Origin of the sequence: Agromyces sp. NPDC058110, assembly GCF_042884735.1 — a bacterium.
In the GTDB taxonomy this organism is placed as follows: Bacteria; Actinomycetota; Actinomycetes; order Actinomycetales; family Microbacteriaceae; genus Agromyces.
This window is the reverse complement of sequence record NZ_JBHVTI010000003.1, coordinates 167,456-191,797: the sequence shown is the minus strand read 5'-3', so window position 1 is coordinate 191,797 and position 24,342 is coordinate 167,456. Positions and strand designations below refer to the sequence as shown.

The window sequence follows — 24,342 nt, the reverse complement described above, 5'->3', positions numbered from 1 at the left end:
CGCGGACCACGGGGTTCCCGGCTTGTGATCTGCGTGAGGACACGAGGAAGAGTTCCCATGTCAGCCACTGTTCACCCGCGGGACGCAGCGCCCGCGACGCACCGCAAACGCTTGCGATTTCTTGCGAGCACCGCACTCATCGCCCTCATCGGCACCCTCCTCTCCGCCACCGCGTTCGCGGCGCCGGCGACGGCCGCGGCCCCCGGCCCGAAGGACACGACGGCCGTGCTGTTCTCGTGGACGTGGAACGCGATCGCCCGCGAGTGCACCGACAACCTCGGCCCCGCGGGCTACGGCTTCGTGCAGACCTCCCCGCCGCAGGAGCACGTGCAGGGCCCGGAGTGGTGGACCTACTACCAGCCCGTGAGCTACAAGGTCGAGTCGCGGCTCGGCACCCGCGCCGAGTTCAAGGCCATGGTCGACACGTGCCACGCCGCCGGCGTCAAGGTCATCGCCGACGCCGTCATCAACCACATGTCGGGCAAGAGCGCCGGAGGCACCGGCTGGGCCGGCTCGTCGTTCCAGCACTACGACTACCCGGGCATCTACCAGTCGCAGGACTTCCACTCCTGCCGACGCGACATCTCGAACTACCAGAACCGCACCGAGGTGCAGGAGTGCAACCTCGTGAACCTCTCCGACCTGAACACCTCGTCGTCGTACGTGCAGGGCAAGATCGCCGGCTACCTCAACGACCTCGTCTCGCTCGGGGTCGACGGGTTCCGCATCGACGCCGTCAAGCACATCGCGGCGAGCGACATGCAGGGCATCATGTCGAAGGTGAACGACCGGGCACGTCTCTACGTCGTGCAGGAGGTCATCCGCGCGAACGAGCCGATCCAGCCCGAGGAGTACACGTCGTACGGCGACATCCACGAGTTCGCCTTCGCCCGCAAGCTGAAGGAGGCCTTCGGCGGCGGCACCATCAACTGGCTCGTCACGGGCAACGGCATCGGACCGTCGTGGGCGGGCTTCCTGCCCCAGGCCAACGCCGCGGTGTTCGTCGACAACCACGACACGGAGCGCAACGGCGAGACCCTGAGCTACAAGGACGGCACGACCTACGACCTGGCGCAGATCTTCACCCTCGCGTGGAACTACGGCTCGCCCTCGATCCACTCGGGCTACCAGTTCTCCGACAAGGAGGCGGGCCCTGCACTCGCCGGCAACGGCGAGGTGATCGATCCCGTCTGCGGCCAGAACGGGTGGACCTGCAAGCACGCGCAGACGAACATCGAGAACATGGTCGGCTTCCGCAACGCCGCCTCGGGCACCGCGGTCACGAACACGTGGACCAACGGCTCGAACGCGATCGCATTCGGGCGCGGAGACAAGGGCTACGTCGTGATCAACCGCGGCGGCGGCTCGGTCGACCGAACGTTCCAGACCTCGCTGCCCGCCGGCACCTACTGCAACGTGATCGTCGGGCTTCCGACGAGCACCGGATGCAGCGCCGGCGGCACGGTCTCGGTCGCCGCGAACGGCACGTTCACGGCATCCGTCGGCGCGAACGCGGCGCTCGCCCTGCACCTCGGTGCGAAGGCCGGCACGAGCACCGACCCGGGCACGAACCCCGGCGCCGGCGATCTGAAGGTCTACTACTCGACCTCGAAGGGGTGGAGTAGCTACAACGTGCACTACCGCGTCGGCAGCGGCGCCTGGACGGCCGTGCCCGGGGTCGGCATGACCGCCGCCTGCCCGGGGTGGGTGTCGAAGACGATCACCGGAGGGGCCGCAGGCATCACCGCCGCCTTCAACAACGGATCGGGTACCTGGGACAACAACGGCTCGAAGGACTACGCCCTGAGCGGCGCGGTCGCGACCGTGAACGGCGGGGCCGTCGGTTCGGTCGACCCGTGCGCCACGACCCCGACGACTCCCCCGCCCGCGGACACCGCGGTCGTCTACTACTCGACGACCGCCGGCTGGTCGACCACCAACGTGCACTACCGCGTCGGCACCGGCGCCTGGACCGCGGTGCCCGGGGTCGGCATGACCGCCGCCTGCACGGGCTGGGTCATGAAGTCGATCCCGCTGAACGGGGCTTCGGGCATCACCGCCGCCTTCAACAACGGATCGGGCACGTGGGACAACAACGGGTCGAAGGACTACACGATCGGCGCCGGATACCAGCAGGTGAAGGGCGGCGCGGTCACCGCGGGCAACCCCTGCGCGTGACCCGGTGAAGACCTCGCATCGCCGGGCCCTTCGGCGGTGCGAGCCGGGAAGGGGGCGGCGTCGGTGTTCCGGCGTCGCCCTCTGACGTTCCCGCACTGGCGCGTGCTCCCGCGCCTGCGCGCGCCTCCGCGTGCCCGCCGGGCGACCGCCGAGTCGGGCGACCGTCAGATCAGGCGGCCGACCGCGATCGAGCGGAACTGCTCATCGCGCAACCGCGCGGCGACCACCTGACGCTCGTGCAGCTCGGCCAGTTCGGTCCAGGTGGCCTCGGCGCGCGGATGCCGGCGGGGCAGGTGCGTCGCGAGCCAGGCACGGAGGGGGCGAGCGGGCGTCCGGGGGGTGATGACGAGTGCGGTGTCCATTGGGTCCTCGATCCTCGATTCGCGCCCGGATCAGGGCACACCTCAGTTCACCGGCGTCCACCGTCCACGCTCATCCGCGGTCGGTACCGACTTCTCGCGCGAGCACCACCGAGATCTCCGGATGCCGCGGATCCGCCCGCCCGTGGGCGAGCCGCCACCGCCGTCAGTCCGGGAGCACGCCGAGCCGGCGAGCCGCCCCGACCGCGTCCTGTCGCGACGACGCGTCGAGCTTCTGCAGGATCGCCGCGACGTGGCTCTCGACGGTGCGCACCGAGAGCACGAGACGGTCGGCGATCTCGCCGTTGGTGAGCCCGCCTGCGAGGAGCGCGAGCACGTCGACCTGCCGGTCGGTGAGGCCCTCGGGGTTGCGACGGGTGGCGCCCGATGGCCCACGGGGAATGCTGCGCACGCCGCGGGCCCGCAGCTCCGACCGAACCGAGTGCGCGAGCGGCAGCGCGCCGAGCCGGTCGAGCATCGCGAGCGCCTCGAGCAGGTCGGCGTCGTGCGGGCTCTGGGCGAGGGCCGCGGCCTCGTGGTACGGCGCACCGATCCCGCGCCACAGGTCGGCGGCGCCGCGCCAGTCGCCTCCGGCCTGCACCGCGAACGGGAGCGGGCCGTTCGGCGGCACCGCGTCGTGTGCGCCGGCCCTCCGCAGCAGCGCCGCGAGCTCGGCCTGCTGGTTCACCGCGCCGAGGCGCACGGCCTCCTTGTACGCACCTCCGGCGATCGCGATCGCCGCCGCCGGGTCGTCGCGGAGCAGTGCCGCCTCGGCACGCGCCGCCGCGACGGGTCCGGTGCGCTGGAACTCGCCGAGCCTCGCCGCGACGGCAGCCGCCTCCACGAGCGTCTGCTCGCCCTCGGCGTCGCCCCGCCGAACCTGCACGAGTCCGGTCACCGTGAGCGCCACGCAGTGCGCGTGCGGCAGGGCCTCGCGCCCGTAGGCGGCTGCCTCGAGGGCCAGGTCCCACTCGGCGCGCGCCAGGTGCAGTCGCGCCCGCTCGACCTGCTGATAGGTCCAGAGCCCCATCACCTCGGCCCTGGAGGAGGTCTCGAGGGCCGCGTCGAGGTGGCGTTCCGCGAGCTCGAGCCGGTACTGGTCGAGCAGGCTCCACACGAGGTTGACGTGCGCGCGCGCCGCGTCGTCCATGAGGTTCGCCGCCGTGGCGACCTCGGCCGCCTCGACGAGCTCGGCGATGCCCTCGTCGTCGTTCATGAGCAGGTGCGCCGTGCCGAGGTTGTTCAGCGAGTGCGACAGCGCCCGGCGGTCGCCCGTCTCGCGAGCGATCGCGACGGCCGCCGGCGCGAGCTCGAGCGTGCGCGACAGGTCGTGCGCGAGCATCGCGAGCTGCGCCTCGTTGCTCAGCGCGAGCGCGAACAGCGCGCGGTCCTCCGAGTGCTCGAGACACGCGGATGCCTCGCGCGCGGCGGCCTCGGCCTCTGCGCGCTGCCCGGCGAGCCAGTGGAACCGCGAGGCCCATCGCAGGCTCGCCCCGAGCGCGGTCGCATCGCCGGCCTCGCGCCGCGCGCGGATCACGCCGGCCTGAGCCTGCACCGCCTCCTGGTCGAGACCGAGCGTGTACAGCTCGATCGCATAGGCCTCCGCGAGGTCCGCGCGCTCGGACCCTTCTGCATCGGCGTGCTCGAGCGCCGCGCGGTAGTGCTCGGCCGCCTGTCGATGCGCACCGCTCACCGCCGCGTCGCGTGCGGCCGTCGGCGCCCAGGCCGCCACGGCGTCGCCGTCGCCGGCCGCGACCGCGTGCGAGACGATGCGCGCGGGATCGGCCCCGACCTCGAGGAGCACGGCGAGCACCCGACCGTTCAGCTCGATGCGGCGCGCCGAGGGCATCGCGTCGACGATGGCCCGCCTGGTGAGCTCGTGCCGGAACGCGACCCCGTCGGGGCGCACGGTGAGCAGCCCGCGCTCCTCGGCCTCCCCGAGCGATCCCGCCCCACCCTCGACGAGACGCCCGATCTCCGTCGAACCGACCGCCGACGGGATCACCGCGAGCTGCTCGACCTGGTCGCGCACCTCGGGCGACAACCGATGCAGGCGCCCCGTCACCGCGTCGACGACCGAGCGCGGCACCTGGTCGGCGTCGGACGACGCCACGAGCTCGCCGACGAAGTACGGGTTGCCCAGCGTGAGCTCGAACACGTGCTGGGCATCGAGGCCGCGGCCTGCGGCGATTCCGTCGACGGCCTCGCGCGACAGGCGGGCGATCGCGAGGTGCCGCACGTTCGCGCGCAGGTCGCCGAGCAGCCGGGCGAGCGGATGCCGCTGGTCGACCTCGTCGTCGCGGTAGGTCAGCACGAGCAGCACGGGCAACGCCTCGATGCGGCGGGCGACGAAGGTCAGCGCGTCGAGCGTTCCCTCGTCGGCCCAGTGCACGTCCTCGACCACGAGCACGGTGCCGGGCGAGCCCACGAGTTCGTCGCGCAGCGCGTCGAAGACCTCGTCGCGGTCACCGGCCCGCAGCGCATCCGCGAGGCGCTGCCCGACGAACGGGGCCAGGTCGCGCAGCGGCCCGAGCGCTCGCGGCGTGGCGAGGGCGTCGCACGACCCGACCAGCACGCGGCATCCGCTCGGCGGATCGGCCCGGAGTGCCGACACGAGGCTCGACTTGCCGATGCCGGCCTCGCCGTGCACGAGCAGCACCGACCCGCGACCGTCGCGCGCGGTCGCTGCGGCGGAGGCGAGCTCGTCGAGCTCGCTCGCGCGCTCGAGCAGTCCGGCCGAATCCATACAGCGATGGTGCTCCGCAGGGGCGGCCGCCCGCAATCACCGGATCTCGATGCACGCGGAGGCGGCACCCGCTCCGAAGACCGGGTGCCGCCTCTCGCGTTGCCGCCTGCCGGGCTCAGAGCCCCGAGTAGGCGTGCAGTCCCTTGAAGAACAGGTTCACGACGGTGAAGTTGAACATGACCGTCGAGAAGCCGATGATCGCGAGCCACGCCGACCGGGAGCCGCGCCAACCGCGGGTCGCCCGCGCGTGGATGTAGCCGGCGTAGACCACCCAGATGATGAAGGTCCACACCTCCTTGGTGTCCCAGCCCCAGTACCGGCCCCACGCGGCCTCGGCCCAGATGGCGCCGGCCATGAGCGTGAAGGTCCAGAGGATGAAGCCGATGATGGTGACGCGGTAGGCGAGGTTCTCGAGCGTGGCCGAGTTCGGCAGCGTCGCGAGGAACGAGCGCTTGACCTGCTTGGCGGTCGCGAGGATCGTCTCGCGGCGCGACTGCATGAGCTGCACGACCGAGAGCGCGAAGCCGAGCGCGAGGAAGCCGACCGCCGAGGTCGCGACGAACACGTGGATGACGAGCCAGGCCGACTGCAGTGCCGGCGGCAGCGGCACGACGCTGACGTAGAAGTTCACGGTGGCGATGCCGAGCAGCACGAGCACGAGCCCGGTGATGAACGTGCCGAGGAACCGCAGGTCGTGCTTCGAGACGACGAGCACGAGCAGGTACACGGTCGTGATGATGAGCGTGCCGGTGAGGGCGAACTCGTACATGTTCGCCCACGGCACGCGGCCGGCGGCGAGACCGCGGGTGATGTCGGCGGCCAGGTGCAGCGCCCACGCGAGCACGGTCATGGCGACGCCGACCCGCAGCGACGGCGAGCGCCCGTAGGCGACCGAGGCGCCCTCGATCGTCGAGACGGATGCCGCGCCGCGGCCTCCCTTCGCGGGTGCGCCGCCCGCGCGCCCGGCGCCCGACACGCCGCCGCCGACGGTCGCCGGAGCCCCGACGGTCGCGGGGGCACCGACGGTCGCCGTGGCCGGCTGGGCGGCTGCCGATGCGGCGGCCGCGGCATCCGCAGCGCTGGCGGCGACGGCCGAGCGGCGCGCGAGGTCGATCGCGTAGGCGATGAACGCGATCGCGTAGACGGCCATGGCCGAGTACACGAGGGTGATGGAGATCTCGTCGAGCGTCACGACTACAACCTTACGTCGTCGGTTTCGCCGGTTCACCGGCGGATTCGGGGTCTTCGGGGGTGGCGTCGCCGGCGTCATCGCCGCCATCTGCGTCGTCGAGCGGCGCCGGGCCGCCGTGCTTGTCGGCGAACGAGGCGACGGCCTCGTCGAGGCCGGGGTCCTCGCCGCGGGCGAGGCCGGCGTACTCGAGCACGACCGCGCCGTCGGGGCGCTTCGCGGCCTTCACCCACACGCGGCGGCGCGGGATGAACAGCGACACGAGGAGGCCGGCGATGATCAGCACCGCGAACACGAGCACCCAGCCCTGCGACGGGTCGCGGTGGATGTCGAAGCTCGCGAACCGGTCGACGCTCTGCGAGTAGTCGCCGTCGGCGGCGTTCGGCTCGCCGTCGGGCGTGACGTCCTCGAAGGTGACGGTGCCGAGGCCGTTCGGCAGGTCCTGCGTCTGGCCGGGCATGAGCTCGATCGAGTCGACGCCGGTCGTGCCGCCCGTGAGCTGCTCCATGGTCGACGGGTCGAGCGTGTAGACCGAGGTCGGTGTGCCGCCGTCGATGCCGAGGTCGCCCGAGTACACGTTGAGCGTGAGCACCGGGTAGACGAGATCGGGGTAGCTCGACGAGTAGGCGCCGGAGTCGAGCGTGGTCTGGGTCGGGTAGAAGAAGCCGACCATGCCGAGCTGCTCGGGCATGCCGTCGGGCACCTTCACGACGCCGATCGAGGTGAGGTTCGCGTCCTGCGGCAGGAACGGGATCGCGTCGGTGAATACGACCTCCCCTTCGGCGTCGCGCACCGTGATGGTGGGCGCGTAGCCGTTGCCGAGCAGGTACACGTCGGTGCCGTGCACGCGCAGCGGGTGGTTGACCTTGACCTGGCCCTCGGTGGTCTCGTCGCTGCCGCGCGCGGTGATCTCGACGTTCGCCGTGAAGTCGATGGGCTGGCCGAGCGCCTTCTGGTTCTCGGTCTCGTAGACGGCCTCGAGGTCGGTGAGCGTGAGCTTGTACGGGTCGAGGTTCGCGTCGTTGAAGAACCGGCCGGGGTTGAACGAGTCGAACGACGCGAGCGTGTTCACGAACGACTGCCCCTCGACGACGACGCGCTGGCCGGCGAACCCGAACCCGCCGCCGATGCCGACCGCCACGAGGATGCCGAGCAGCGCGGTGTGGAACACCAGGTTGCCGGTCTCGCGCAGGTAGCCGCGCTCGGCGCTGACCGACGGCTCGCCGCGCACGTCGTAGCGCTCGACCCGGTAGCCGGCGCGCTTGAGTTCGGCCGCGGCACGCGTGATCGCGGCATCCGCCGTCTCGTCGTCGGGCAGCGCGCGCTCGGTGTAGCCGGCGAGGCGCGAGAGCCGCACGGGCGTGCGCGGCGGCCGGGCGCGCAGGGCGTCGAAGTGGTGCTTCGTGCGCGGGATGATGCAGCCGATGAGCGACACGAACAGCAGCAGGTAGACGGCCGAGAACCACGCCGACGTGTAGACGTCGAACATCTGGAACGAGTCGAGCACCGGCGCCAGGTCGGGGTTGTCGGAGAAGTACTGGGTGACGCCGTTCGGGTCGCTCGAGCGCTGCGGCACGAGCGACCCGGGCACGGCCGCGATCGCGAGCAGCAGCAGGAGCAGCAGCGCGGTGCGCATGCTCGTGAGCTGGCGCCAGGCGAAGCGCACCCATCCGACGAAGCCGAGCTTCGGTTGCGAGACGGATGCCCCGTCGCCCGGCTCGGGCGTCGGGGAGTCGATGTGGTCGTCGGGGCGCGAGAGCGCGCCCGGGTCAGATCGCGGGGACAAAGCCGGAGATCACCGCCTGCAGTTCGTACATCCAGATGGTCCAGAGACCCGAGAGCATGAGGAGGCCGATCGCGATGAGCAGCGACCCGCCGATGATGTTGATCGCGCGGATGTGCCGACGCACGAACGCGAGCGAGCCCGTGACCCAGCCGAAGCCGAGCGCGACGAGCAGGAACGGGATGCCGAGGCCGAGGCAGTACGCGAGGCCGAGCAGCACGCTGCGCCACACCGAGCCCGAGTCGGCGCTGAGCGTGAGCACGACCGCGAGCGTCGGGCCGATGCACGGCGTCCAGCCGAGCCCGAACACGACGCCGAGCAGCGGCGCCCCGCCGAGGCCGGTCGCGGGCCGCCACGACGGTTTGATCGTGCGCTGCAGGAACGTGAACTGGCCGATGAAGACGAGGCCCATGACGATGAGCACGACGCCGAGCACCCGCGTGATGACGTCTCCGTAGGCGTTGAACCAGGCCCCGGCGACGCCCGCGAGCAGGTTGAACGTGACGAACACGGCCGTGAAGCCGGCGATGAACAGCAGCACGCCGAACACGAGCCGGCGACGGTACCGACGCTCCTCCGCGGCATCCGCCGACGCCTCGACGAACCCGCCGATGTACCCGAGGTAGCCGGGCACGAGCGGCAGCACGCACGGCGAGAGGAACGACACGATGCCCGCCGCGATCGCGATCGGGACTGCGGCGAGCAGCTGCCCGTTCAGGACGATCTCGCCGATGCCGCCCACGTCAGGCCTGCTCGTCGAGCACGCGGTCGACGAGCGACTCGAGGATCGACGCCTCGGTGAGCTGGCCGAGCACGCGCGCCGCGACCCGGCCCTCGCGGTCGAGCACGATGGTCGTCGGCACCGCGGCCGGCGGCACGGGCCCGGCGAACGCGAGCTGCGCCTCGCCCGACTCGACGTCGAGGATCGACGGGTAGGTCACCCCGTACTCCTTCTCGAACGACGCGGCGGTGCCGGCCTGGTCGCGCACGTTCACGCCGACGAACGCCACGTCGGCGTCGTCGTCGGCGTAGCCCTGCGAGACCTCTTCGAGGATGGGCGACTCGACCCGGCACGGCGCGCAGCCCGCGTACCAGAAGTTCACGACCGTCACGTCGCCGAGCGTGTCCGCCGAGTCGAACGCGTCGCCCTCGACGGTCTCGCCCGCGAACTCGATCGGCTCGCCGCGATCGGCCGCGGCGTACTCGCTGATGCTGCCGTCGCCCGCGATGTAGTTCTTGCCGCTGCCCTCGCGGAACTGGTCGGCGAGCGGGTCGCTCGTGCATCCGGTGAGCAGCAGGGCGGATGCCGCGGCGAGTGCCGCGACGGTCGTCGCTGCAGTGGCGGGGCGGCGCCCGCGGAGGGTTCGGCGCATCACACTGCTCCCACGTCGGTGGCCTGCGCGGCGAGGCCGGAGGCGGGGTCACGGTAGTCGACCTCGACGAAGCGGTCGCCGCGGCGCTCGAGCGTGGTGATGCTCGAGAGCGCGCACCGGCGGCGGCGCGGGTCGTGCGCGAGCGAGGCGCCCGCGAGCCTGCGGTGCACCATCCAGATGGGCAGCTGGTGGCTGACGATCACGACGTCGCCGCCGTCGGCACCCTGCCACGCGTCGTCGACGGCGAGCAGCATGCGCGTGGCGATCGAGCCGAACGGCTCGCCCCAGCTCGGCTCCCACGGGTTCACGAGCAGGCCCCAGTTGCGGATGTCGCGGAGCGCGCCGCCCTGGCCGCGCATGCGCTTGCCCTCGAACCGGTTCTCGGGCTCGATGACGCGCTCGTCGAGCGTCGGCTCGAGGCCGAACGCGGCCGACATGGGCTCGGCCGACTGCTGCGTGCGCTGCAGCGGCGAGGCGACGAGGCTCGTCACGGGGCGCCCGACGCGCACGAGTTCGTCGGCCGCGGCCTGCGCCATGCGCCGCCCGAGGTCGGAGAGCCCGTAGCCCGGGAGACGACCGTAGAGCACGCCCTGGGGGTTGAACACCTCGCCATGGCGCACGAGATGGATCTGCTCGGCAGGCACGGTCTCCAGTCTAGGGATCGTGTTCCTTTGAAACCGCCGAGCGTCGCGGCTCGCGACCGGGCTGCGACGCGCGGCCGCGGCATCCGCACCACCGCCGCTACCGCATCAACCGGTTAGCCCGATGGCGCGGGCGCTCCCCCAGTAGGATGGACCCTCGTGAACGAACGCACCCTCGTCAAGAACCTCGCCGCGCTGCCCGACGGCCCCGTCACGATCGCCGGATGGGTCGAGACCGTCCGCGATCAGAAGAAGGTGCAGTTCGTCATCCTCCGCGATGAGTCCGGCGCCGTGCAGGTCGTGAACCCCGCGCTCCGCGAACTGCCCGAGCCCGGCGAAGACGGCGCGGTCGACGAGACCGCTCCCGCACGCCTCGCGACGACCGAGGCGATCTCGGCGCTCGCGCACGGCTCGTTCATCCGCGTGACCGGCGAGCTCAAGCACGACGAGCGCGTGAAGCTCGGCGGCATCGAGGTCAAGCTCGCGACCCTCGAGGTCGTCTCCGAGGCCAACCCCGAGACGCCCATCGCGGCCGACTCGAGCCTCGACAAGCGCATGGACTGGCGTTTCCTCGACCTGCGCAACCCGAAGCAGGCCCTCATCTTCCGCATCCAGACCACCTTCCTGCACGCGCTGCGCGGGGTCTGGGTCGAGAAGGGCCTCATCGAGATCCAGACGCCGAAGCTCATGGCCTCGGCCTCCGAGTCGCGCGCCGAGCTCTTCGAGGTCGACTACTTCGAGGGCAAGGCGTACCTCGCGCAGAGCCCGCAGTTCTTCAAGCAGATGGCCCAGGCCGCGGGCTTCGGCGGCATCTTCGAGGTCGGCCCCGCGTTCCGCGCCGACCCCTCGTTCACGTCGCGCCACGCGACCGAGTTCACCTCGGTCGACACCGAGATCAGCTGGATCGACTCGCACGAAGACGTCATGGCCCTGCACGAGGAACTCCTCGTCGCCGGCTTCGAGGCCGTCGTCGCCAAGCACGGCGCCGAGATCCAGGAGCACTTCGGCATCGAGCTCACGGTGCCCTCGCGCCCGTTCCCGCGCATCCCGCTGGCCGAGGCCAAGCAGATCGTCGCCGACCACGGCTACGTCGTGCCCCGCGCCGACGCCGACATGGACCCCGAGGGCGAGCGCCAGATCTCGGCGTACGTCAAGGAGACCTACGGGCACGACTTCGTGTTCCTCACCGACTACGCGTCGAGCATCCGGCCGTTCTACCACATGCGCCACGAGGGCGACGCGAGCCTCACGAACTCGTACGACCTCATCTACAACGGCGTCGAGATCTCGACCGGGGCGCAGCGCGAGCACCGCGTCGACGTGCTCGTCGAGCAGGCGAAGGAGAAGGGGCTCGACCCCGAGGAGCTCGAGTTCTACCTCGACTTCTTCCGCTACGGCGTCCCGCCGCACGGCGGGTTCGGCATGGGCCTCGCGCGCGTGCTGATGCTCATGCTGGGCGAGAGCTCGATCCGCGAGACCACGTACCTCTTCCGCGGCCCGACGCGCCTGCTCCCCTGACCTGCCGTGTGGCGCGCAACGCGCCAGCGCCGGGCCGCTGATGTCGCGCGAACGGTCGTCATCCTCCGAGGATGGCGACAGTTCGTGCGACATCACGGCTTCGGGTCGACCCATCCCCGGGCCAGGAGCGCGTCGCGCACGCGGTCGAGCTGCGCGGCCCGAGCTCGCCCGCGATGCCGCTTCGTGAAGCGGATGACCCGCCAACCCAGCCGTGTCAGTTCGTCGAGCCGTTCGACGTCGCGCGCATACTGGCGGTCGTCGGTGCGGTGCTGCTCGCCGTCGTACTCGGCGAGCACTCGCTGCTCGGCGTACGCCAGATCACCGAGCGCGCAGAGCCGCCCGGACTCGTCGAGGATCTCGAGATTGACGACGGGCTCGGGCAGTCCGCGGCGCACGAGGTCGAGTCGGAGCAGCGTCTCCTGCGGCGAGTCGGTGCGAGCGCGCACGAGTCCGTGCGCTTCGACGAGCGCTCGGTGTCCACGCCGCCCACGATGCCGCCGCACGGCCTCGCCCATCGCCTCGGGCGTCGACAGCGGACGCTCCCGCCGAAGCAACGAGTCGCCAGCGACGACGAGGTCGCGCACCGACGAGGTCGCTGCGAGCTGGCACCAGGCGTCCTCGGGCGAGACGATCGGCAACCCGCGGAGCAGCCCCACGCGGGTGCCGCCCGCCCCGAGCCGATGACCGCGCACACCCCGGCCGCGCGGGATCGCGGCCGGCGCGAACGCCGCGACGTCGAGCTCGGGCATCCGATCGCCGTCGGATGCCCATGGCACGACGATGCCGTACAGGCGGCAGGCAGTGGCGTGGCTGAACACCTGCCCCGGCCGCATCACGATGAGCTTCGCTCGGCACCGCGCCTCGAGCCCGGGCTCCGGGGCCGCGACGCGAACGCCGTGGAACGGACGCACGAGGTCGCGTCCGCGCAACCGCCCGGGGCCGACCCCGGCGGCGACGGCCTCGGCCGACGTGAATGCGCGGTTACGCAGGGCGGCGGGCAGGGCGGCGTGCGGTCGCATCCGCCCAGCATCCGCGACGACGGCGCGCGCGCCTTCGGCCCACCCGTCTGCCTGCATACGGAGCATCCCCGGGCCGGCCTGTGGAGGACGGCCCCGGCCGCGCCGCCCGCCCGTGATGTCGCGCAAATCGTCGCAACCCGACTGGAATCACGACGATTCGCGCGACATCACGCGTCTGGAGGCCGGGTGTCAGCCGCCGACCGGCGAGACGAAGACGTTCACCCAGTCGCGCTTGACGCTGACCACCGTGTAGCCGCGGTCGTCGGCCGCGGCGAGCGCGACATCCGCCCCCTTGTCGTAGGGCTCGTCGCCGCGGCCGGTGTCGTCGTCGTGGTGCACGAGGAGCGCCAGGCCGTCGGCCTTGCGGGTGAAGTCGAGCATCTGCATGTCGCCGTTCGAGTTGCCGCACGCGATCAGCGGGCGCCGGCCGATGCGGCTCCAGATGCGCACGGGCTTCTCGGGACCGTCGTCGAAGAAGTCGAGGCCGGCGGTGTAGCGCACCTCGTGCGAGTCCTCGTCGTACGCGAGTCCGAGCGCCGAGCCGATGACGTGCTGGGGCGGGATGCCGTAGTACTCCTGCGTCATGGGCCGCATGAAGTCGCGCTCGCCACCCGACACGATGTAGACCGTGAACCCGTGCGCCTCGAGGTAGCGCAGCAGTTCCACCATCGGGCGGTACACGGCGTCGGCGTAGGGCGTGCCGAGCGTGAGGTGTCTGGCGTGCTCGTAGAACTCCGCGACGGATGCCGCGTAGTCGTCGACGCTCATTCCGGCGGTGACGCCGACGAGTGCGCCGATCAGCACCTTGAGGTCGCTGTCGTCGCCCTCGTAGTGCTTGTCGACCGCGCCGCCGAGCCAGGCGTAGTCGCCGGTGACGGCGGCCTTGTAGGGCTGGCGCTCGGCGAGCGCGGGGTCGGCCTTCGCCGCCTCGGCCCAGCGCTGCACGATGTAGTGCAGCTGGGTCGGCATGGGCTTCTCGCTCCAGAGCGTGCCGTCGTTGTCGAAGACGGCGAGGCGCTCGGCCTCGGGCACGCCACCCGGGCCGGAGACCCGCTCGACGAAGGCCGTGATCGCCTTGCGCGTCGCGGAATCGGCCCACGATTCCAGATCGTTCGCCATGCGGCCCCCTCGACGGTCGGGCTCCACGCTGCCACGGCCGGCGACGCGAGGCAAGGCGCCATGCGCGGGCGCGCCTCATCGCGCAGGCCGGTCAAACCCTCGCCGCGACGTGGTCAGCGCGAGCGCAGTGCCTCCGTCAGGCGCGCCGCGTCGACGTGCCAGTAGGCGTGCATCTCGCCGTCGATGAGCAGCACCGGGATCTCCTCGGCGTAGCGGTCGGCGAGGGCGGCGTCGTCGAGGATCGAGACCTCTTCGAGCACCGGCGCGGAGCCTGCATCGGTCGCCTCGAACCCGGCGACCACGGACTGCACGACCTCGCGGGCGTCGTCGCAGAGGTGGCACCCTGGTTTGCCGATGAGGGTGAGACGGATGTCGCGGGGCATGCCACCAGCCTACGCGGGCGGTGTTCGCGCCCGACCTCATCGGGTGCGGCGCACCCGGGTACGCCAAAAAGCGTCAGGCCGCGGGCCTGACGCTCTCAGCGGTGAAGCAGCGGACTACTTCTTGTTGCGACGCTGGTGACGCGTCTTGCGAAGCAGCTTGCGGTGCTTCTTCTTCGCCATACGCTTGCGGCGCTTCTTGATGACGGAACCCATCAGAACCTCACAGAAAAGATCGTGTCGGCCGCGCGAGTCGCAGCCGCAGGCAGAAAGCCTCGGGATAGTCTAGCCGATTCGAGACGCACCCCTGATCACGGTGCGTTAGCGTCGAGGGATGCCCCGCCCAGAACTCACCGTGCGCACCACCCGCGAAGAGGATTGGCAGCAGGTTCGAGACCTCCGGCTCGAGATGCTGCAGGACACGCCCATCGCCTTCGGCGAGACCTACGAGCACGCGCTGGGCGTCGGCGAGGCGGTCTGGCGCATGCGCGCGGCGCGCGGCACGACTCCCGGGCAGACCTCGATCGTCGCCATCGACCGCGACCGCTGGGTCGGCCACATGGGCGGGTGGGTTCCGGATGCCGCCTCGGGCCCGCTGCTCGTCGGCGTCTACGTGAGCCCGGCGTACCGGGGCGACGGGCGAGGCGTCTCGCGGCGCCTGCTCGAGGCCGTCGAGGAGTGGGCCCTCGCGCACGGCGACGCCCTGCGCCTCGAGGTGCACGAGCAGAACCCCAGAGCGATCGCGTTCTACGAGAAGCTCGGGTTCACCCTCACGGGGCACTCGCGAGCGTACGAGCTCGCGCCGGGCGGCCTCGAGCTCGAGATGATCAAGCGCCTGCGCTGACCGCGCGGGTGCGCATCGACGCGAGAGCGCATCGACGGGTCGGAGCCCCTATCGGGCGAGCAGCGCCAGGACGAGGCACGCGCAGGCAGCCGTCGAGGTGATCCAGCGCACGTGGTTCCACGCGAGCCAGCCTGGGCGGAACTCGCGCCAGGCTGCGGCCAGCGCCGCCTCGTCATGCTCGGAGGCGGCGGCGAGCCGGGTGTTGCGAGGGACGTTCGCCGCGGCCGTGACGCCGATCGCGCCGACCACGTAGAGGATCGTGGCCGAGAGCACCCACCAGTCCGAGACTCCGATCGCGCCGCCGAACAGGAACGCGAGCACGGCGAGCGCGACCAGCACGAGTCCCGTGCCGAAGAGCGCGAGCATGAGCGGCGGTCGAGGCGCCGTCACGTTGATCTCCTGCATGGCTCGCGCGGCATCCGCCGGCGACAGCCGGTCGATGCCCTGCACCACGAATCCGGAGAAGGCGAAGAAGACCCCGCAGACCAGCCCTGTGCCGACGATGCCGATGAGGAGCAGGACAGTGGCGGCGACGCTCATCCCGTCAGTCTGCCCGACGGCGCCCGCAGGCGGGAGGCCTACTTGCGCTTGATCGGCGCGACCACCGAGCTGACCTGGTGCGCCGTCTCGGCGAACGCCTTGCCCAGCGCCGACGCGAACGCGCGCTGATCGTCGCGGAGGCTCTCGGACGCCACCCCCTCCGCACCGGCCAGGGTCGCGGCGTCGGCCGCGGCATCCGACGACGTGAACGGGATCAGCCAGTCTTCGAGGGTCTCGAGCGGGCCGCGGTCGAGCCGGTAGTAGCGGTGCTGGCCCTCTTCGCGCACGCTCACGAGCCCGGCCTCGCGGAGCACCTTGAGGTGCTTCGACACGGTCGGCTGGCTGAGTCCGAGCGCGGCGACGATCTCGGACACGCTGATCTCGCCGTTCGACTCGGGCGAGACGGACTCGCGCTCGAGCAGGACTGCAAGGATGTCGCGTCGGGTCGCGTCTGCCACCACGTCGAAGATGTCCGCCATGGTGCAAGGCTAGTCATTCCGGCCGGGGAGTACCATGACTCACGCGATCGAGCGAAGGCACTGAGGGGGGTCGATGCGCGTTCAGGCGATGGGCCGCTCGGGCAGGTTCGAGCGGCGGTCGTGGCTGGGTCGCCTGCGCGACGGGGTCGACGTGTTCGTCAGGAGCTCGCCGTCGCGCTTCGCGATCGTCATCTTCGCCGGCCTCATCCTGATCTTCACGCTGCTGTTCTCGTTGCCGATCGCGCGTGCGGGCGAGGGCAGCGCGGCACCGCTGCACGACGCGCTCTTCACGGCCGTCTCGGTCATCTGCGTGACCGGCCTCGCGACCGTCGACATGGCGACCTACTGGTCGCCGTTCGGCAACGCGCTGGTCTACATCGGCGTCAACATCGGCGGCATCGGCGTACTCACGCTCGCCTCGATCCTCGGGCTCGTCATCTCGCGCCGCCTCGGGCTGCGCTCGAAGCTCATGGCCGCGAGCGACACGAACCCGTCGCGCATCCACGTCGGGCCGGTGGCCGAGCGGCAGGCCGTCAAGCTCGGCGAGGTGGGCGGGCTGCTGGCCACGGTCGCGATCAGCGCGCTGGTCATCGAGGGCGTGATCGCGATCGCGATGATCCCGAGCATGCTCGCCGCCGGGTACGACGGCTTCCACGGCATCTGGTACAGCTTCTACTACTCGGCCATGGCCTTCACGAACACGGGCTTCAACCCGAACCCCGGCGGGCTCGCGCCCTTCGAGCAGGACTACTGGATGCAGTCGCTGCTCATGGCCGGGGTGTTCCTCGGCAGCCTCGGCTTCCCCGTGATCTTCGCGCTCGCCCGCGCCTGGCGGCAGCCGCGCAAGTGGAGCCTGCACGTGAAGCTCACGCTCGCGACCACGGTGATCCTGTTCGTGCTCGGCGCGGCGATGTTCGTCATCCTCGAGCACGCGAACCCGAAGACCTACGGGCACCTCGACGCCGGCGCGACGGTCTTCCAGTCGTTCTTCATGTCGGCGATGACGCGGTCGGGCGGCTTCGCGACGGTCAACATGCACGACCTGTACGGCTCGAGCCAGCTCGTGAGCAGCATGCTCATGTTCGTCGGCGGCGGCTCGGCCTCGACCGCGGGCGGCATCAAGGTCACGACGCTCGCCGTGCTGTTCCTCGCCGCCGTCGCCGAGGCCCGTGGCGCGCCCTCGATGGAGGCGTTCGGACGCCGCATCCCCCGTGACATGCTGCGCCTGTCGGTCAGCGTGGTGCTCTGGGGCGCGACGATCGTCGCCGGATCGTCGATCATCATCCTGCAGATCACGAAGGAGCCGTTCGAGAACGTGCTCTTCGACGTGATCTCGGCGTTCGCCACGTGCGGCCTCTCGACGGGGCTCACGGCCGAGCTGCCGCCAGAGGGCGTGTACGTCATGGCGGCCACGATGTTCATGGGTCGCGTTGGTACAGTGACACTCGCCGCGGCCCTCGCAGCGAGCCAGCGACGGCAGTTGTTCAAGCGTCCGGAAGAGAGGCCAATCGTTGGTTGATCGCATCAAGCACGACGCCCCGGTGCTCGTCATCGGGCTCGGGCGTTTCGGCGCCGCCACGGCGGGCCAGCTCGACCGCCTCGGCCGCGAGGTGCTCGCGGTCGACACCGACGAGCTGCTCGTGCAGAAATGGTCGGAGCGGGTGACCCACGCGGTCGTCGCCGATGCGAAGTCGATCGACGCGCTGCGCCAGATCGGTGCGCAGGACTTCTCGATCGCCGTGTGTGCCGTCGGTTCGTCGGTCGAGGCGTCGGTGCTCATCACCGCCAACCTCGTCGACCTCAAGATCCCCCAGATCTGGGCGAAGGCGATCTCGGCGTCGCACGGCAAGATCCTCGAGCGCATCGGCGCGAACCACGTGATCTACCCCGAGCGCGAGGCCGGCGAGCGCACCGCGCACCTGGTGTCGGGCCGCATGCTCGACTTCATCGAGTTCGACGACGACTTCGCGCTGGTGAAGATGTACCCGCCGAAGCCCATTCGCGGCAAGAACCTCACCGAATCGGGCGTGCGCTCGAAGCACCGTGTCACGGTCGTCGGCGTGAAGAGTCCGGGCAAGCCGTTCACCTACGCGACCGAGCAGACCGTGGTCTCCAACCACGACCTCATCATCGTCTCGGGCACCGAGGGCGACATCGAGAAGTTCGCCGCACTCGAGTAGGGCGGATGCCGCGGCATCCGTCGTGCCGTCAGAAGCCGGTGACGGCGCGGTCGCCGATCAGGCGACGAGCATGGCGATGACGCCCACGATGCCCGCGACCAGCGCGAGCGCGAGGAACACGATGCCGAGCAGCCGCAGCACCCGGCGCCCGGCGGGCGGTTCGTGCAGGCGCAGGTGCTCGGGCTCGCGTTCGCGGTAGAAGGCGGGCTCCTCCTCGGGGTTCGCGACGTGCTGGCGTTCGTCGGCGCTCAGCCGACGCGAGTGGAACTCGCCCTCGGCGAACCACCGCACGACGCTGCCCTCGGCCCCGTCGACGATGAGGGCGTCGGTGGGCAGCCAGCGGCCGTCGGCGATGCGGATGAGCAGCACGAGCAGCAGGCATCCGAGCCCGACGGCGAGTCCGACCCACCCGATGACCTCGGCGATCGCCCCGATCGTCTCCCACGCGCTCATGACGAGAACGCTACCGGCGAGCGGAGGCCCCGGGCGAACGATCAGCGGGCAGTGCGTAGCCTTGCATGGTGGACTGCGCGTACTTCGACGCCGGGCGATGCCTCTCGTGCTCGCTCATGGGCGAGACGTACCCGTCGCAGGTCGCGGCGAAGCAGGCGAAGGCCGAGCAGCTGCTCGCGCCGTTCGGCGTCGGCACGTGGCATCCGCCCGTCGCGAGCGGCGAGCGCGACTACCGCAACAAGGCGAAGATGGTCGTCGGCGGCACGGTCGATGCGCCGACCATCGGCATCCTCGACGCCGACGGCCACGGCGTCGACCTGCAGGCGTGCGGAATCTGCTCGCCCGGGCACCGCGCGGCGTTCGGGCCGATCGCGAGGTTCATCACGCTCGCGCGCCTCACGCCGTACGACGTGCCGAGGCGCACGGGCGAGCTGAAGCACCTCATCGTCACCGAGTCGCCCGACGGCGAGCTCATGGTGCGGTTCGTGCTGCGCTCGACCGAGCCCGTCGCCCGCATCCGCAAGCACCTGCCGACGCTGCTGGCCGAGCTGCCGAACACGCGCGTCGTGAGCGTGAACGTGCTGCCCGAGCACAAGGCCGTGCTCGAGGGCGAGCACGAGATCGTGCTGACCGAGGCGCAGACGCTGTCGATGCGGCTGAACGACGTGACGATGCACCTGCGCCCGCAGAGCTTCTTCCAGACGAACACGGCCATCGCGGCGGCGCTCTACGCCGAGGCGCGCGACTGGATCACCGACCTCGCCCCGGCCTCCGCGTGGGACCTCTACTCGGGCGTGGGCGGCTTCGCGCTGCACCTCGCGGGCGACGACCCCGACGCCGGTCCCGCCGTCACGGGCATCGAGACGAGCGTCGAGGCGGTCGCGAGCGCCGAGCTCAGCCGAACGGATGCCGCGCTCCACCGGGTGCGCTTCGAGGCCGGGGATGCCACGCGCTTCGCGCTCGACGCCCCGGCGGCGGAGGCGCCCGACCTCGTGGTCGTGAACCCGCCGCGCCGCGGCATCGGCGCGGAGCTCAGCGCGTGGCTCGAGGCATCCGACATTCGCCATGTGCTCTACTCGAGCTGCAACGCGACCTCGCTCGCGAAGGACCTCGGGGCCATGCCGTCGTACCGGCCGGTGCGCGCTCGCGTGTTCGACATGTTCCCGCAGACGCCGCACTTCGAGGTCATGACGCTGCTGGAGCGGCGCGCCGAAGTCTGACGCGTCGCCGAGTCGTCGGACCGCCGGCCGGGCCGGCGTCGACCGGGCCGTCAGGCCCCGGCGCGCCCCAGGCAGAACCGGCGCACCGGCTCGGTCGGCACGAGCTCGGCGAGCCGCGCGTACTCGTCGGCGGCCTGCTCGCGGCGACCCGTGCGCCACGCGAGGTCGGCGAGCGCGAACCGGGCGTCGAGCGCGGCATACGGCGCCGGGCCGGCAGCGAGCTCGCGCAGTTCGGTCTCGATCGCCCGGAGCGTGGCGGTGCGCTCACCGGAAGCGGGCGCGAGGAGGCTCCGGTGCAGTTCGGCGGCGAGCCGGCCCGCGGTCACCGAGGGCGACCCCCACACGCGTTCGAGCGCCCGGTAGAACCCGATGATGCGGGTCCAGTCGGTCGCGGCGAAGCTCGGCGCCGAGGTGTGCAGGCCCGCGATCGCGGCCTCGAGCACGAACCGGCCGTCGCCCCGGTCGGCGGCGGCCGCGGCATCCGCGAGCCCGGCCTCGATCAAGCGGCGGTCCCACCGGCCGCGGTCGGCCTCGTCGAGCGGCACCGCGATGCCCTCGGCATCGAGGCGACCTGGCCGCCGTGCGAGGCCCAACCGGATCACCGCCCTGAGCCCGCGCACCTCGGAGTCGTCGGGGTACTCGGCGACGAGCGCATCGGCGATCGACAGCGCCTGCCTGCCCAGGTCGTCGAGCGGGTCGTGCGGGTCGAGGACGTCGCGGTGCGCGACCGTGAACATGCCCGCGACGCTCGCGAGCACGACCGGCAGTCGCACCAAGCGCTCGGGCGCATCGGGCACCCGGAAGCGCCCGCGCGCTTTCGCGAGCGCGTGCTTGGCTCGCGTGAGACGCGCCGCTGCGCTCGACTGCTGGATGCCGAGGTGCGCCGCGATGCGCGCTACGTCGAGCCCGCAGACAACCCGCAAGGCGAGGACGAGCCGCGCCTGCTCGGTGAGGGCGGGGTCGCAGGCCACGAAGAGCAGTGCGACCCGGTCGTCGAGGCCGTCGCCGACCTGAGCCCCTGTCGCGGATGCCTCGGTGAGTGCATGGGGCTCCCCGGTCGACGTCGAGCGGTCGGCCGCGAGGGCGTGCGCATTCCGCTGCTCGGTCGCGGCCCGTCGCCGGTCGTCGATCCAGGCGCGCTTGCCGACCGTCGTGCACCATGCGGCGAGCGAGCCGAGCGGCGGCCCGTCGCCGCCAGCCTGCGCGACGGCTCTCGCCACCGCCTCGGCGGCGTACTCCTGCGCATCGTCGAGGCTGCCCGTGTAGGCGGCGAGGGCGCGCACGATGCGGGGCCAGGCTTCAACGAAGTCCTCGCCCAGCCCCGCGATCGAATCGTTCACGAGAGCGGGAACACCTTGCGCCACTCCACGTACCCCGTGCATGGCACGAGTGCCGCGATGCGCCTGGCGACCGCCTCGTCGTCAGCCTCGATGAGGTAGAACCCCGACACGACCTCGGTGGTGTCCGGGAACGGGCCGTCGGTATAGACCGCGCCCTCTTCCGGGTCCGCTCCGCGGCCGGGCCTCACCCGACCGCCGTACCGCGCGCTCTGCAGGGCCTCGCCGCCGACGATGCGAGCGCCGAGCCTCGCCACCGCCTCGGCGAAGAGCGCGTGCGACGGGAAGTCGGTCTCGAGCCTGCCGCCCGGACCGCCCTCGCCCGCGTAGGCATCGGAGTCCCAGTCGGCCTCGGTGATGAGGTACAGGTAGGTGTCCATCGCGGGCGTCCCCGTGTCATCGGTCATGAGATCGGGAACACCTTGCGCCACTCGATGTGCCCGCCGGTGGGAACGAGCGCGGCGATCCGGCGCGCGGTCTCCTCGTCGTCGGTCTCGACCATGTAGAACCCCGAGACGACCTCGCTCGTGTCCGGGTAGGGCCCGTCGGAGTACACGGCGTCCTCGTGCGCACGGTCTCCGGCACCCGGGGTGACCTGCCCTCCGTGGCGGGCGTTCTGCAGCGCGGCCGCGCCGACGATGCGGGCGCCGAGGCGTGCCACGGCGTCCTGGAACGCCTTGTGCTCGGGGAAGTTGTTCTGCGGTTCCCCACCCGGAACGGCACCGGCGTGGGCGTCGCCGTCGGCGCCCGTGAGGAACGCGTCGGAGTCCCAGTCGGGTTCGTGGATCAGATAGACGTACGTGTCAGTCATGGCGTCTCCTCAGCTCCTGCCCCATCCGGGGCCCGTGACGACGTTCGTCACACCATGGTGACGGGGTCGACCCCTCGAAATCGACACACCGGGCGAAATCGTCCGTGGCGAGTTCAGTGAGGGCCTGTTCGGTGCGGGGCTGTTCGGCGCGACGTTCGCGCGGGTCGGTATGCGACCCGTACGGATGCCGCGGCCGACCCGTTAGGGAACCGTGAGGATCGGCCTCGCGCACCCGGCAGAGGTGTTGCATCGGAGTCGCAGTCACTGACCGACTGCCCGCCCACCGCGTTCGGTCGGCGGCCCTGCATCCTTGGAGTCCCCGTGCTCGACCTGATCTACGTCGCCGCGACCGTCGCGGTGTTCGTCGTCATCGGCCTCATCGCGAAGGGGGTCGAGAAGCTGTGATCGTCTTCGACCTCATCGCCGCCGCCCTCGGCGTCGCCGCCATCGCGTACCTCGTGTACGCCCTGATCAAGCCCGAGAAGCTCTGATGGCCGCCGTGGACGTCTGGTTCGGCGTGCTCCAGGCCGCGACCGTCGCGCTGATCCTCGCGCTCGCCTACCGCCCCGTCGGCGACTACATGGCGCGCATCTACACCTCCGACCGCGACCTCAAGGTCGAGCGCGGCTTCTACCGCCTCGTCGGCGTCGCACCGCGCGTCGAGCAGAGCTGGCAGGTCTACGCGCGCAGCGTGCTCGCGTTCTCGATCGTCGGCGTGCTGTTCGTCTACGTGCTCCAGCGCACGCAGGCCGTGCTGCCGTACTCGCTGGGCCTGCCGGCCGTGCCCGAGGGCCTGTCGTTCAACACGGCCGCGTCGTTCGTGACGAACACGAACTGGCAGTCGTACTCCCCCGAGCTCACGCTCGGCTACACGGTGCAGCTCGCCGGCCTCGCGGTGCAGAACTTCGTCTCCGCCGCGGTCGGGATCGCCGTCGCCATCGCCCTGGTGCGCGGCTTCGCGCGGCGCGGCGAATCGACGATCGGCAACTTCTGGGTCGACCTCGTGCGCGGCTGCCTGCGCCTGCTGCTGCCGCTCGCGTTCGTCTCGGCGATCGTGCTGCTCATCGGCGGCGTCGTGCAGAACTTCAACGGCTTCACCGAGGTCGCGACGATCACCGGCGGCACGCAGACGCTGCCCGGCGGCCCGGTCGCGAGCCAGGAGGCCATCAAGGAGCTCGGCACCAACGGCGGCGGGTTCTTCAACGCGAACTCCTCGCACCCGTTCGAGAACCCCACGGCGTGGACGAGCCTGTTCGAGATCGTGCTCATGCTCGTCATCCCGTTCTCGCTGCCGCGCACGTTCGGCCGCATGGTCGGCAGCCCGAAGCAGGGCCTCGCGATCCTCGCCGTCATGGCGACGATCTTCACGGCCTCGCTCGTCGCACTCTCGGCGCTCGAGCTGAACGCCGGAGGCACCGCCCCGCAGCTCGCCGGCGGCGCCATGGAGGGCAAGGAGGTGCGCTTCGGCATCCTGGGCAGCACGCTGTTCGGCTCGACGTCGACGCTCACCTCGACCGGCGCGGTCAACTCGATGCACGACTCGTACACGGCCCTCGGCGGCATGATGCCGATGCTCAACATGATGCTCGGCGAGGTCGCCCCCGGCGGCGTCGGCTCGGGCCTCTACGGCATGCTCGTGCTCGCGGTCATCGCGGTGTTCATCGCGGGCCTGCTCGTGGGCCGCACCCCCGAGTACCTGGGCAAGAAGATCGGCCCGCGCGAGATCAAGCTCGCGAGCCTGTACATCCTCGTGACGCCGACCCTCGTGCTCGCGGGCACCGCCCTGAGCTTCGCGATCCCCGGCGTGCGCGACGACGTCGAGTCGACGTCGATCTGGAACCCCGGCGTGCACGGCATGAGCGAGGTGCTCTACGCCTTCACGAGCGCCGCGAACAACAACGGCTCGGCGTTCGCCGGTCTCACCGCGAACACCCCGTGGCTGAACACGGCGCTCGGCGTCGCGATGCTGCTCGGCCGCTTCGTGCCGATCGTGCTCGTGCTCGCCCTCGCCGGCTCGCTCGCCGCGCAGGGCAAGGTCCCCGCCACCGCGGGCACGCTGCCCACCCACCGGCCGCAGTTCGTCGGCCTCCTCATCGGGGTGACGGTCATCGTGACCGCGCTCACCTACTTCCCGGCGCTCACGCTGGGCCCGCTCGCCGAAGGGCTGATCTGA

General features: G+C 71.3%; 25 protein-coding genes. 8 read left to right on the top strand and 17 right to left on the bottom strand.

The features are described from left to right. Nucleotides 1-111 precede the first annotated feature (111 nt). Nucleotides 112-2,178 (top strand): carbohydrate binding domain-containing protein, encoded by a 2,067-nt coding sequence (locus ACFVS8_RS08505; protein WP_387060250.1) that lies wholly within the window; start codon nt 112-114, stop codon nt 2,176-2,178. Between the two features lie 164 nt (nt 2,179-2,342). Here the strand turns inward: ACFVS8_RS08505 and ACFVS8_RS08500 are convergent, their stop codons facing one another. The 7 genes from ACFVS8_RS08500 to ACFVS8_RS08470 all read right to left on the bottom strand — a co-directional run bounded on the left by ACFVS8_RS08500 (nt 2,343) and on the right by ACFVS8_RS08470 (nt 10,272). Continuing rightward, nucleotides 2,343-2,540, bottom strand: a complete 198-nt coding sequence (locus ACFVS8_RS08500) for a hypothetical protein (RefSeq protein WP_387060247.1) — start codon at nt 2,538-2,540, stop codon at nt 2,343-2,345. Between the two features lie 163 nt (nt 2,541-2,703). Then, nucleotides 2,704-5,283: an ATP-binding protein gene (locus ACFVS8_RS08495; protein WP_387060244.1), complete on the bottom strand. Its 2,580-nt coding sequence runs from the start codon at nt 5,281-5,283 to the stop codon at nt 2,704-2,706. Between the two features lie 115 nt (nt 5,284-5,398). After that, on the bottom strand, nt 5,399-6,433 hold the full coding sequence (gene ccsB / locus ACFVS8_RS08490) for a c-type cytochrome biogenesis protein CcsB (RefSeq protein WP_387061192.1): 1,035 nt from the start codon (nt 6,431-6,433) through the stop codon (nt 5,399-5,401). A 52-nt stretch (nt 6,434-6,485) separates the two neighbouring features. Continuing rightward, nucleotides 6,486-8,258, bottom strand: a complete 1,773-nt coding sequence (locus ACFVS8_RS08485) for a cytochrome c biogenesis protein ResB (protein WP_387060241.1) — start codon at nt 8,256-8,258, stop codon at nt 6,486-6,488. After that, complete coding sequence (locus ACFVS8_RS08480; protein WP_387060239.1) at nt 8,242-8,997, bottom strand: cytochrome c biogenesis CcdA family protein; 756 nt, start codon at nt 8,995-8,997, stop codon at nt 8,242-8,244. Before ACFVS8_RS08480 ends, ACFVS8_RS08485 begins: the two co-directional genes overlap by 17 nt. Nucleotide 8,998: 1 nt before the next feature. Next, nucleotides 8,999-9,628, bottom strand: coding sequence for a TlpA family protein disulfide reductase (locus ACFVS8_RS08475; RefSeq protein ID WP_387060237.1), 630 nt, complete (start codon nt 9,626-9,628; stop codon nt 8,999-9,001). Further along, on the bottom strand, nt 9,628-10,272 hold the full coding sequence (locus tag ACFVS8_RS08470; RefSeq protein WP_387060234.1) for a histidine phosphatase family protein: 645 nt from the start codon (nt 10,270-10,272) through the stop codon (nt 9,628-9,630). Before ACFVS8_RS08470 ends, ACFVS8_RS08475 begins: the two co-directional genes overlap by 1 nt. Before the next feature lie 156 nt (nt 10,273-10,428). Here ACFVS8_RS08470 and aspS point away from each other — a divergent pair, with 156 nt between their 5' ends. After that, entirely contained in the window at nt 10,429-11,787 is a 1,359-nt protein-coding gene (gene aspS, locus ACFVS8_RS08465; protein ID WP_387060232.1) for an aspartate--tRNA(Asn) ligase, read from the top strand. Nucleotides 11,788-11,879: 92 nt separating this feature from the next. Here aspS and ACFVS8_RS08460 read toward each other — a convergent pair whose 3' ends face one another. The 4 genes from ACFVS8_RS08460 to ACFVS8_RS08445 all read right to left on the bottom strand — a co-directional run bounded on the left by ACFVS8_RS08460 (nt 11,880) and on the right by ACFVS8_RS08445 (nt 14,521). Further along, the gene (locus tag ACFVS8_RS08460; RefSeq protein ID WP_387060229.1) at nt 11,880-12,806 is read right to left on the bottom strand and encodes a DUF559 domain-containing protein; all 927 of its coding nucleotides are present in this window, start codon (nt 12,804-12,806) and stop codon (nt 11,880-11,882) included. A gap of 189 nt (nt 12,807-12,995) precedes the next feature. After that, nucleotides 12,996-13,925, bottom strand: a complete 930-nt coding sequence (locus tag ACFVS8_RS08455) for an HAD family hydrolase (RefSeq protein ID WP_387060226.1) — start codon at nt 13,923-13,925, stop codon at nt 12,996-12,998. A gap of 113 nt (nt 13,926-14,038) precedes the next feature. Then, nucleotides 14,039-14,308 carry a glutaredoxin family protein gene (locus ACFVS8_RS08450; RefSeq protein WP_387060223.1) on the bottom strand — a complete coding sequence of 90 codons (270 nt, stop codon included), beginning with the start codon at nt 14,306-14,308 and terminating at the stop codon, nt 14,039-14,041. A gap of 114 nt (nt 14,309-14,422) precedes the next feature. Beyond that, complete coding sequence (locus ACFVS8_RS08445; RefSeq protein ID WP_003792170.1) at nt 14,423-14,521, bottom strand: 30S ribosomal protein bS22; 99 nt, start codon at nt 14,519-14,521, stop codon at nt 14,423-14,425. A gap of 118 nt (nt 14,522-14,639) precedes the next feature. Between ACFVS8_RS08445 and ACFVS8_RS08440 the strand changes: the two genes are divergently transcribed. Then, nucleotides 14,640-15,149 (top strand): GNAT family N-acetyltransferase, encoded by a 510-nt coding sequence (locus tag ACFVS8_RS08440; protein ID WP_387060220.1) that lies wholly within the window; start codon nt 14,640-14,642, stop codon nt 15,147-15,149. A 48-nt stretch (nt 15,150-15,197) separates the two neighbouring features. Here ACFVS8_RS08440 and ACFVS8_RS08435 read toward each other — a convergent pair whose 3' ends face one another. Together ACFVS8_RS08435 and ACFVS8_RS08430 are read right to left on the bottom strand one after the other, a co-directional pair. Beyond that, complete coding sequence (locus tag ACFVS8_RS08435) at nt 15,198-15,689, bottom strand: DUF1772 domain-containing protein (RefSeq protein ID WP_387060217.1); 492 nt, start codon at nt 15,687-15,689, stop codon at nt 15,198-15,200. A gap of 38 nt (nt 15,690-15,727) precedes the next feature. Next, entirely contained in the window at nt 15,728-16,168 is a 441-nt protein-coding gene (locus ACFVS8_RS08430) for an ArsR/SmtB family transcription factor (RefSeq protein WP_387060215.1), read from the bottom strand. 73 nt (nt 16,169-16,241) lie between these two features. On the opposite strand from ACFVS8_RS08430, the gene ACFVS8_RS08425 reads away from it, so the two are divergent. Beyond that, nucleotides 16,242-17,687 (top strand): TrkH family potassium uptake protein, encoded by a 1,446-nt coding sequence (locus tag ACFVS8_RS08425; protein WP_387060212.1) that lies wholly within the window; start codon nt 16,242-16,244, stop codon nt 17,685-17,687. Further along, nucleotides 17,680-18,348, top strand: coding sequence for a potassium channel family protein (locus ACFVS8_RS08420; RefSeq protein ID WP_387060210.1), 669 nt, complete (start codon nt 17,680-17,682; stop codon nt 18,346-18,348). The genes ACFVS8_RS08425 and ACFVS8_RS08420 overlap by 8 nt, the downstream gene beginning before the upstream one ends. A 57-nt stretch (nt 18,349-18,405) precedes the next feature. On the opposite strand, the gene ACFVS8_RS08415 is transcribed toward ACFVS8_RS08420, so the two are convergent. Further along, nucleotides 18,406-18,801, bottom strand: a complete 396-nt coding sequence (locus tag ACFVS8_RS08415) for a hypothetical protein (protein ID WP_387060208.1) — start codon at nt 18,799-18,801, stop codon at nt 18,406-18,408. A gap of 68 nt (nt 18,802-18,869) precedes the next feature. On the opposite strand from ACFVS8_RS08415, the gene rlmC reads away from it, so the two are divergent. Next, a complete protein-coding gene (gene rlmC, locus ACFVS8_RS08410) occupies nt 18,870-20,021 on the top strand; it encodes a 23S rRNA (uracil(747)-C(5))-methyltransferase RlmC (protein WP_387061189.1) in 1,152 nt (383 codons plus the stop codon). 50 nt (nt 20,022-20,071) lie between these two features. Here rlmC and ACFVS8_RS08405 read toward each other — a convergent pair whose 3' ends face one another. The 3 genes from ACFVS8_RS08405 to ACFVS8_RS08395 are packed head-to-tail and all read right to left on the bottom strand — an operon-like array spanning nt 20,072 to nt 22,169. Next, a complete protein-coding gene (locus ACFVS8_RS08405) occupies nt 20,072-21,361 on the bottom strand; it encodes a DUF6596 domain-containing protein (protein ID WP_387060205.1) in 1,290 nt (429 codons plus the stop codon). Beyond that, nucleotides 21,358-21,765: a YciI family protein gene (locus ACFVS8_RS08400; protein ID WP_387060203.1), complete on the bottom strand. Its 408-nt coding sequence runs from the start codon at nt 21,763-21,765 to the stop codon at nt 21,358-21,360. The genes ACFVS8_RS08405 and ACFVS8_RS08400 overlap by 4 nt, the downstream gene beginning before the upstream one ends. Then, entirely contained in the window at nt 21,762-22,169 is a 408-nt protein-coding gene (locus tag ACFVS8_RS08395; protein WP_387060201.1) for a YciI family protein, read from the bottom strand. The genes ACFVS8_RS08400 and ACFVS8_RS08395 overlap by 4 nt, the downstream gene beginning before the upstream one ends. Nucleotides 22,170-22,570: 401 nt before the next feature. Between ACFVS8_RS08395 and ACFVS8_RS08390 the strand changes: the two genes are divergently transcribed. Both ACFVS8_RS08390 and kdpA read left to right on the top strand, forming a co-directional pair. Next, nucleotides 22,571-22,660, top strand: coding sequence for a potassium-transporting ATPase subunit F (locus ACFVS8_RS08390; protein ID WP_387060198.1), 90 nt, complete (start codon nt 22,571-22,573; stop codon nt 22,658-22,660). After that, complete coding sequence (gene kdpA, locus ACFVS8_RS08385) at nt 22,660-24,342, top strand: potassium-transporting ATPase subunit KdpA (RefSeq protein ID WP_387060196.1); 1,683 nt, start codon at nt 22,660-22,662, stop codon at nt 24,340-24,342. Before ACFVS8_RS08390 ends, kdpA begins: the two co-directional genes overlap by 1 nt.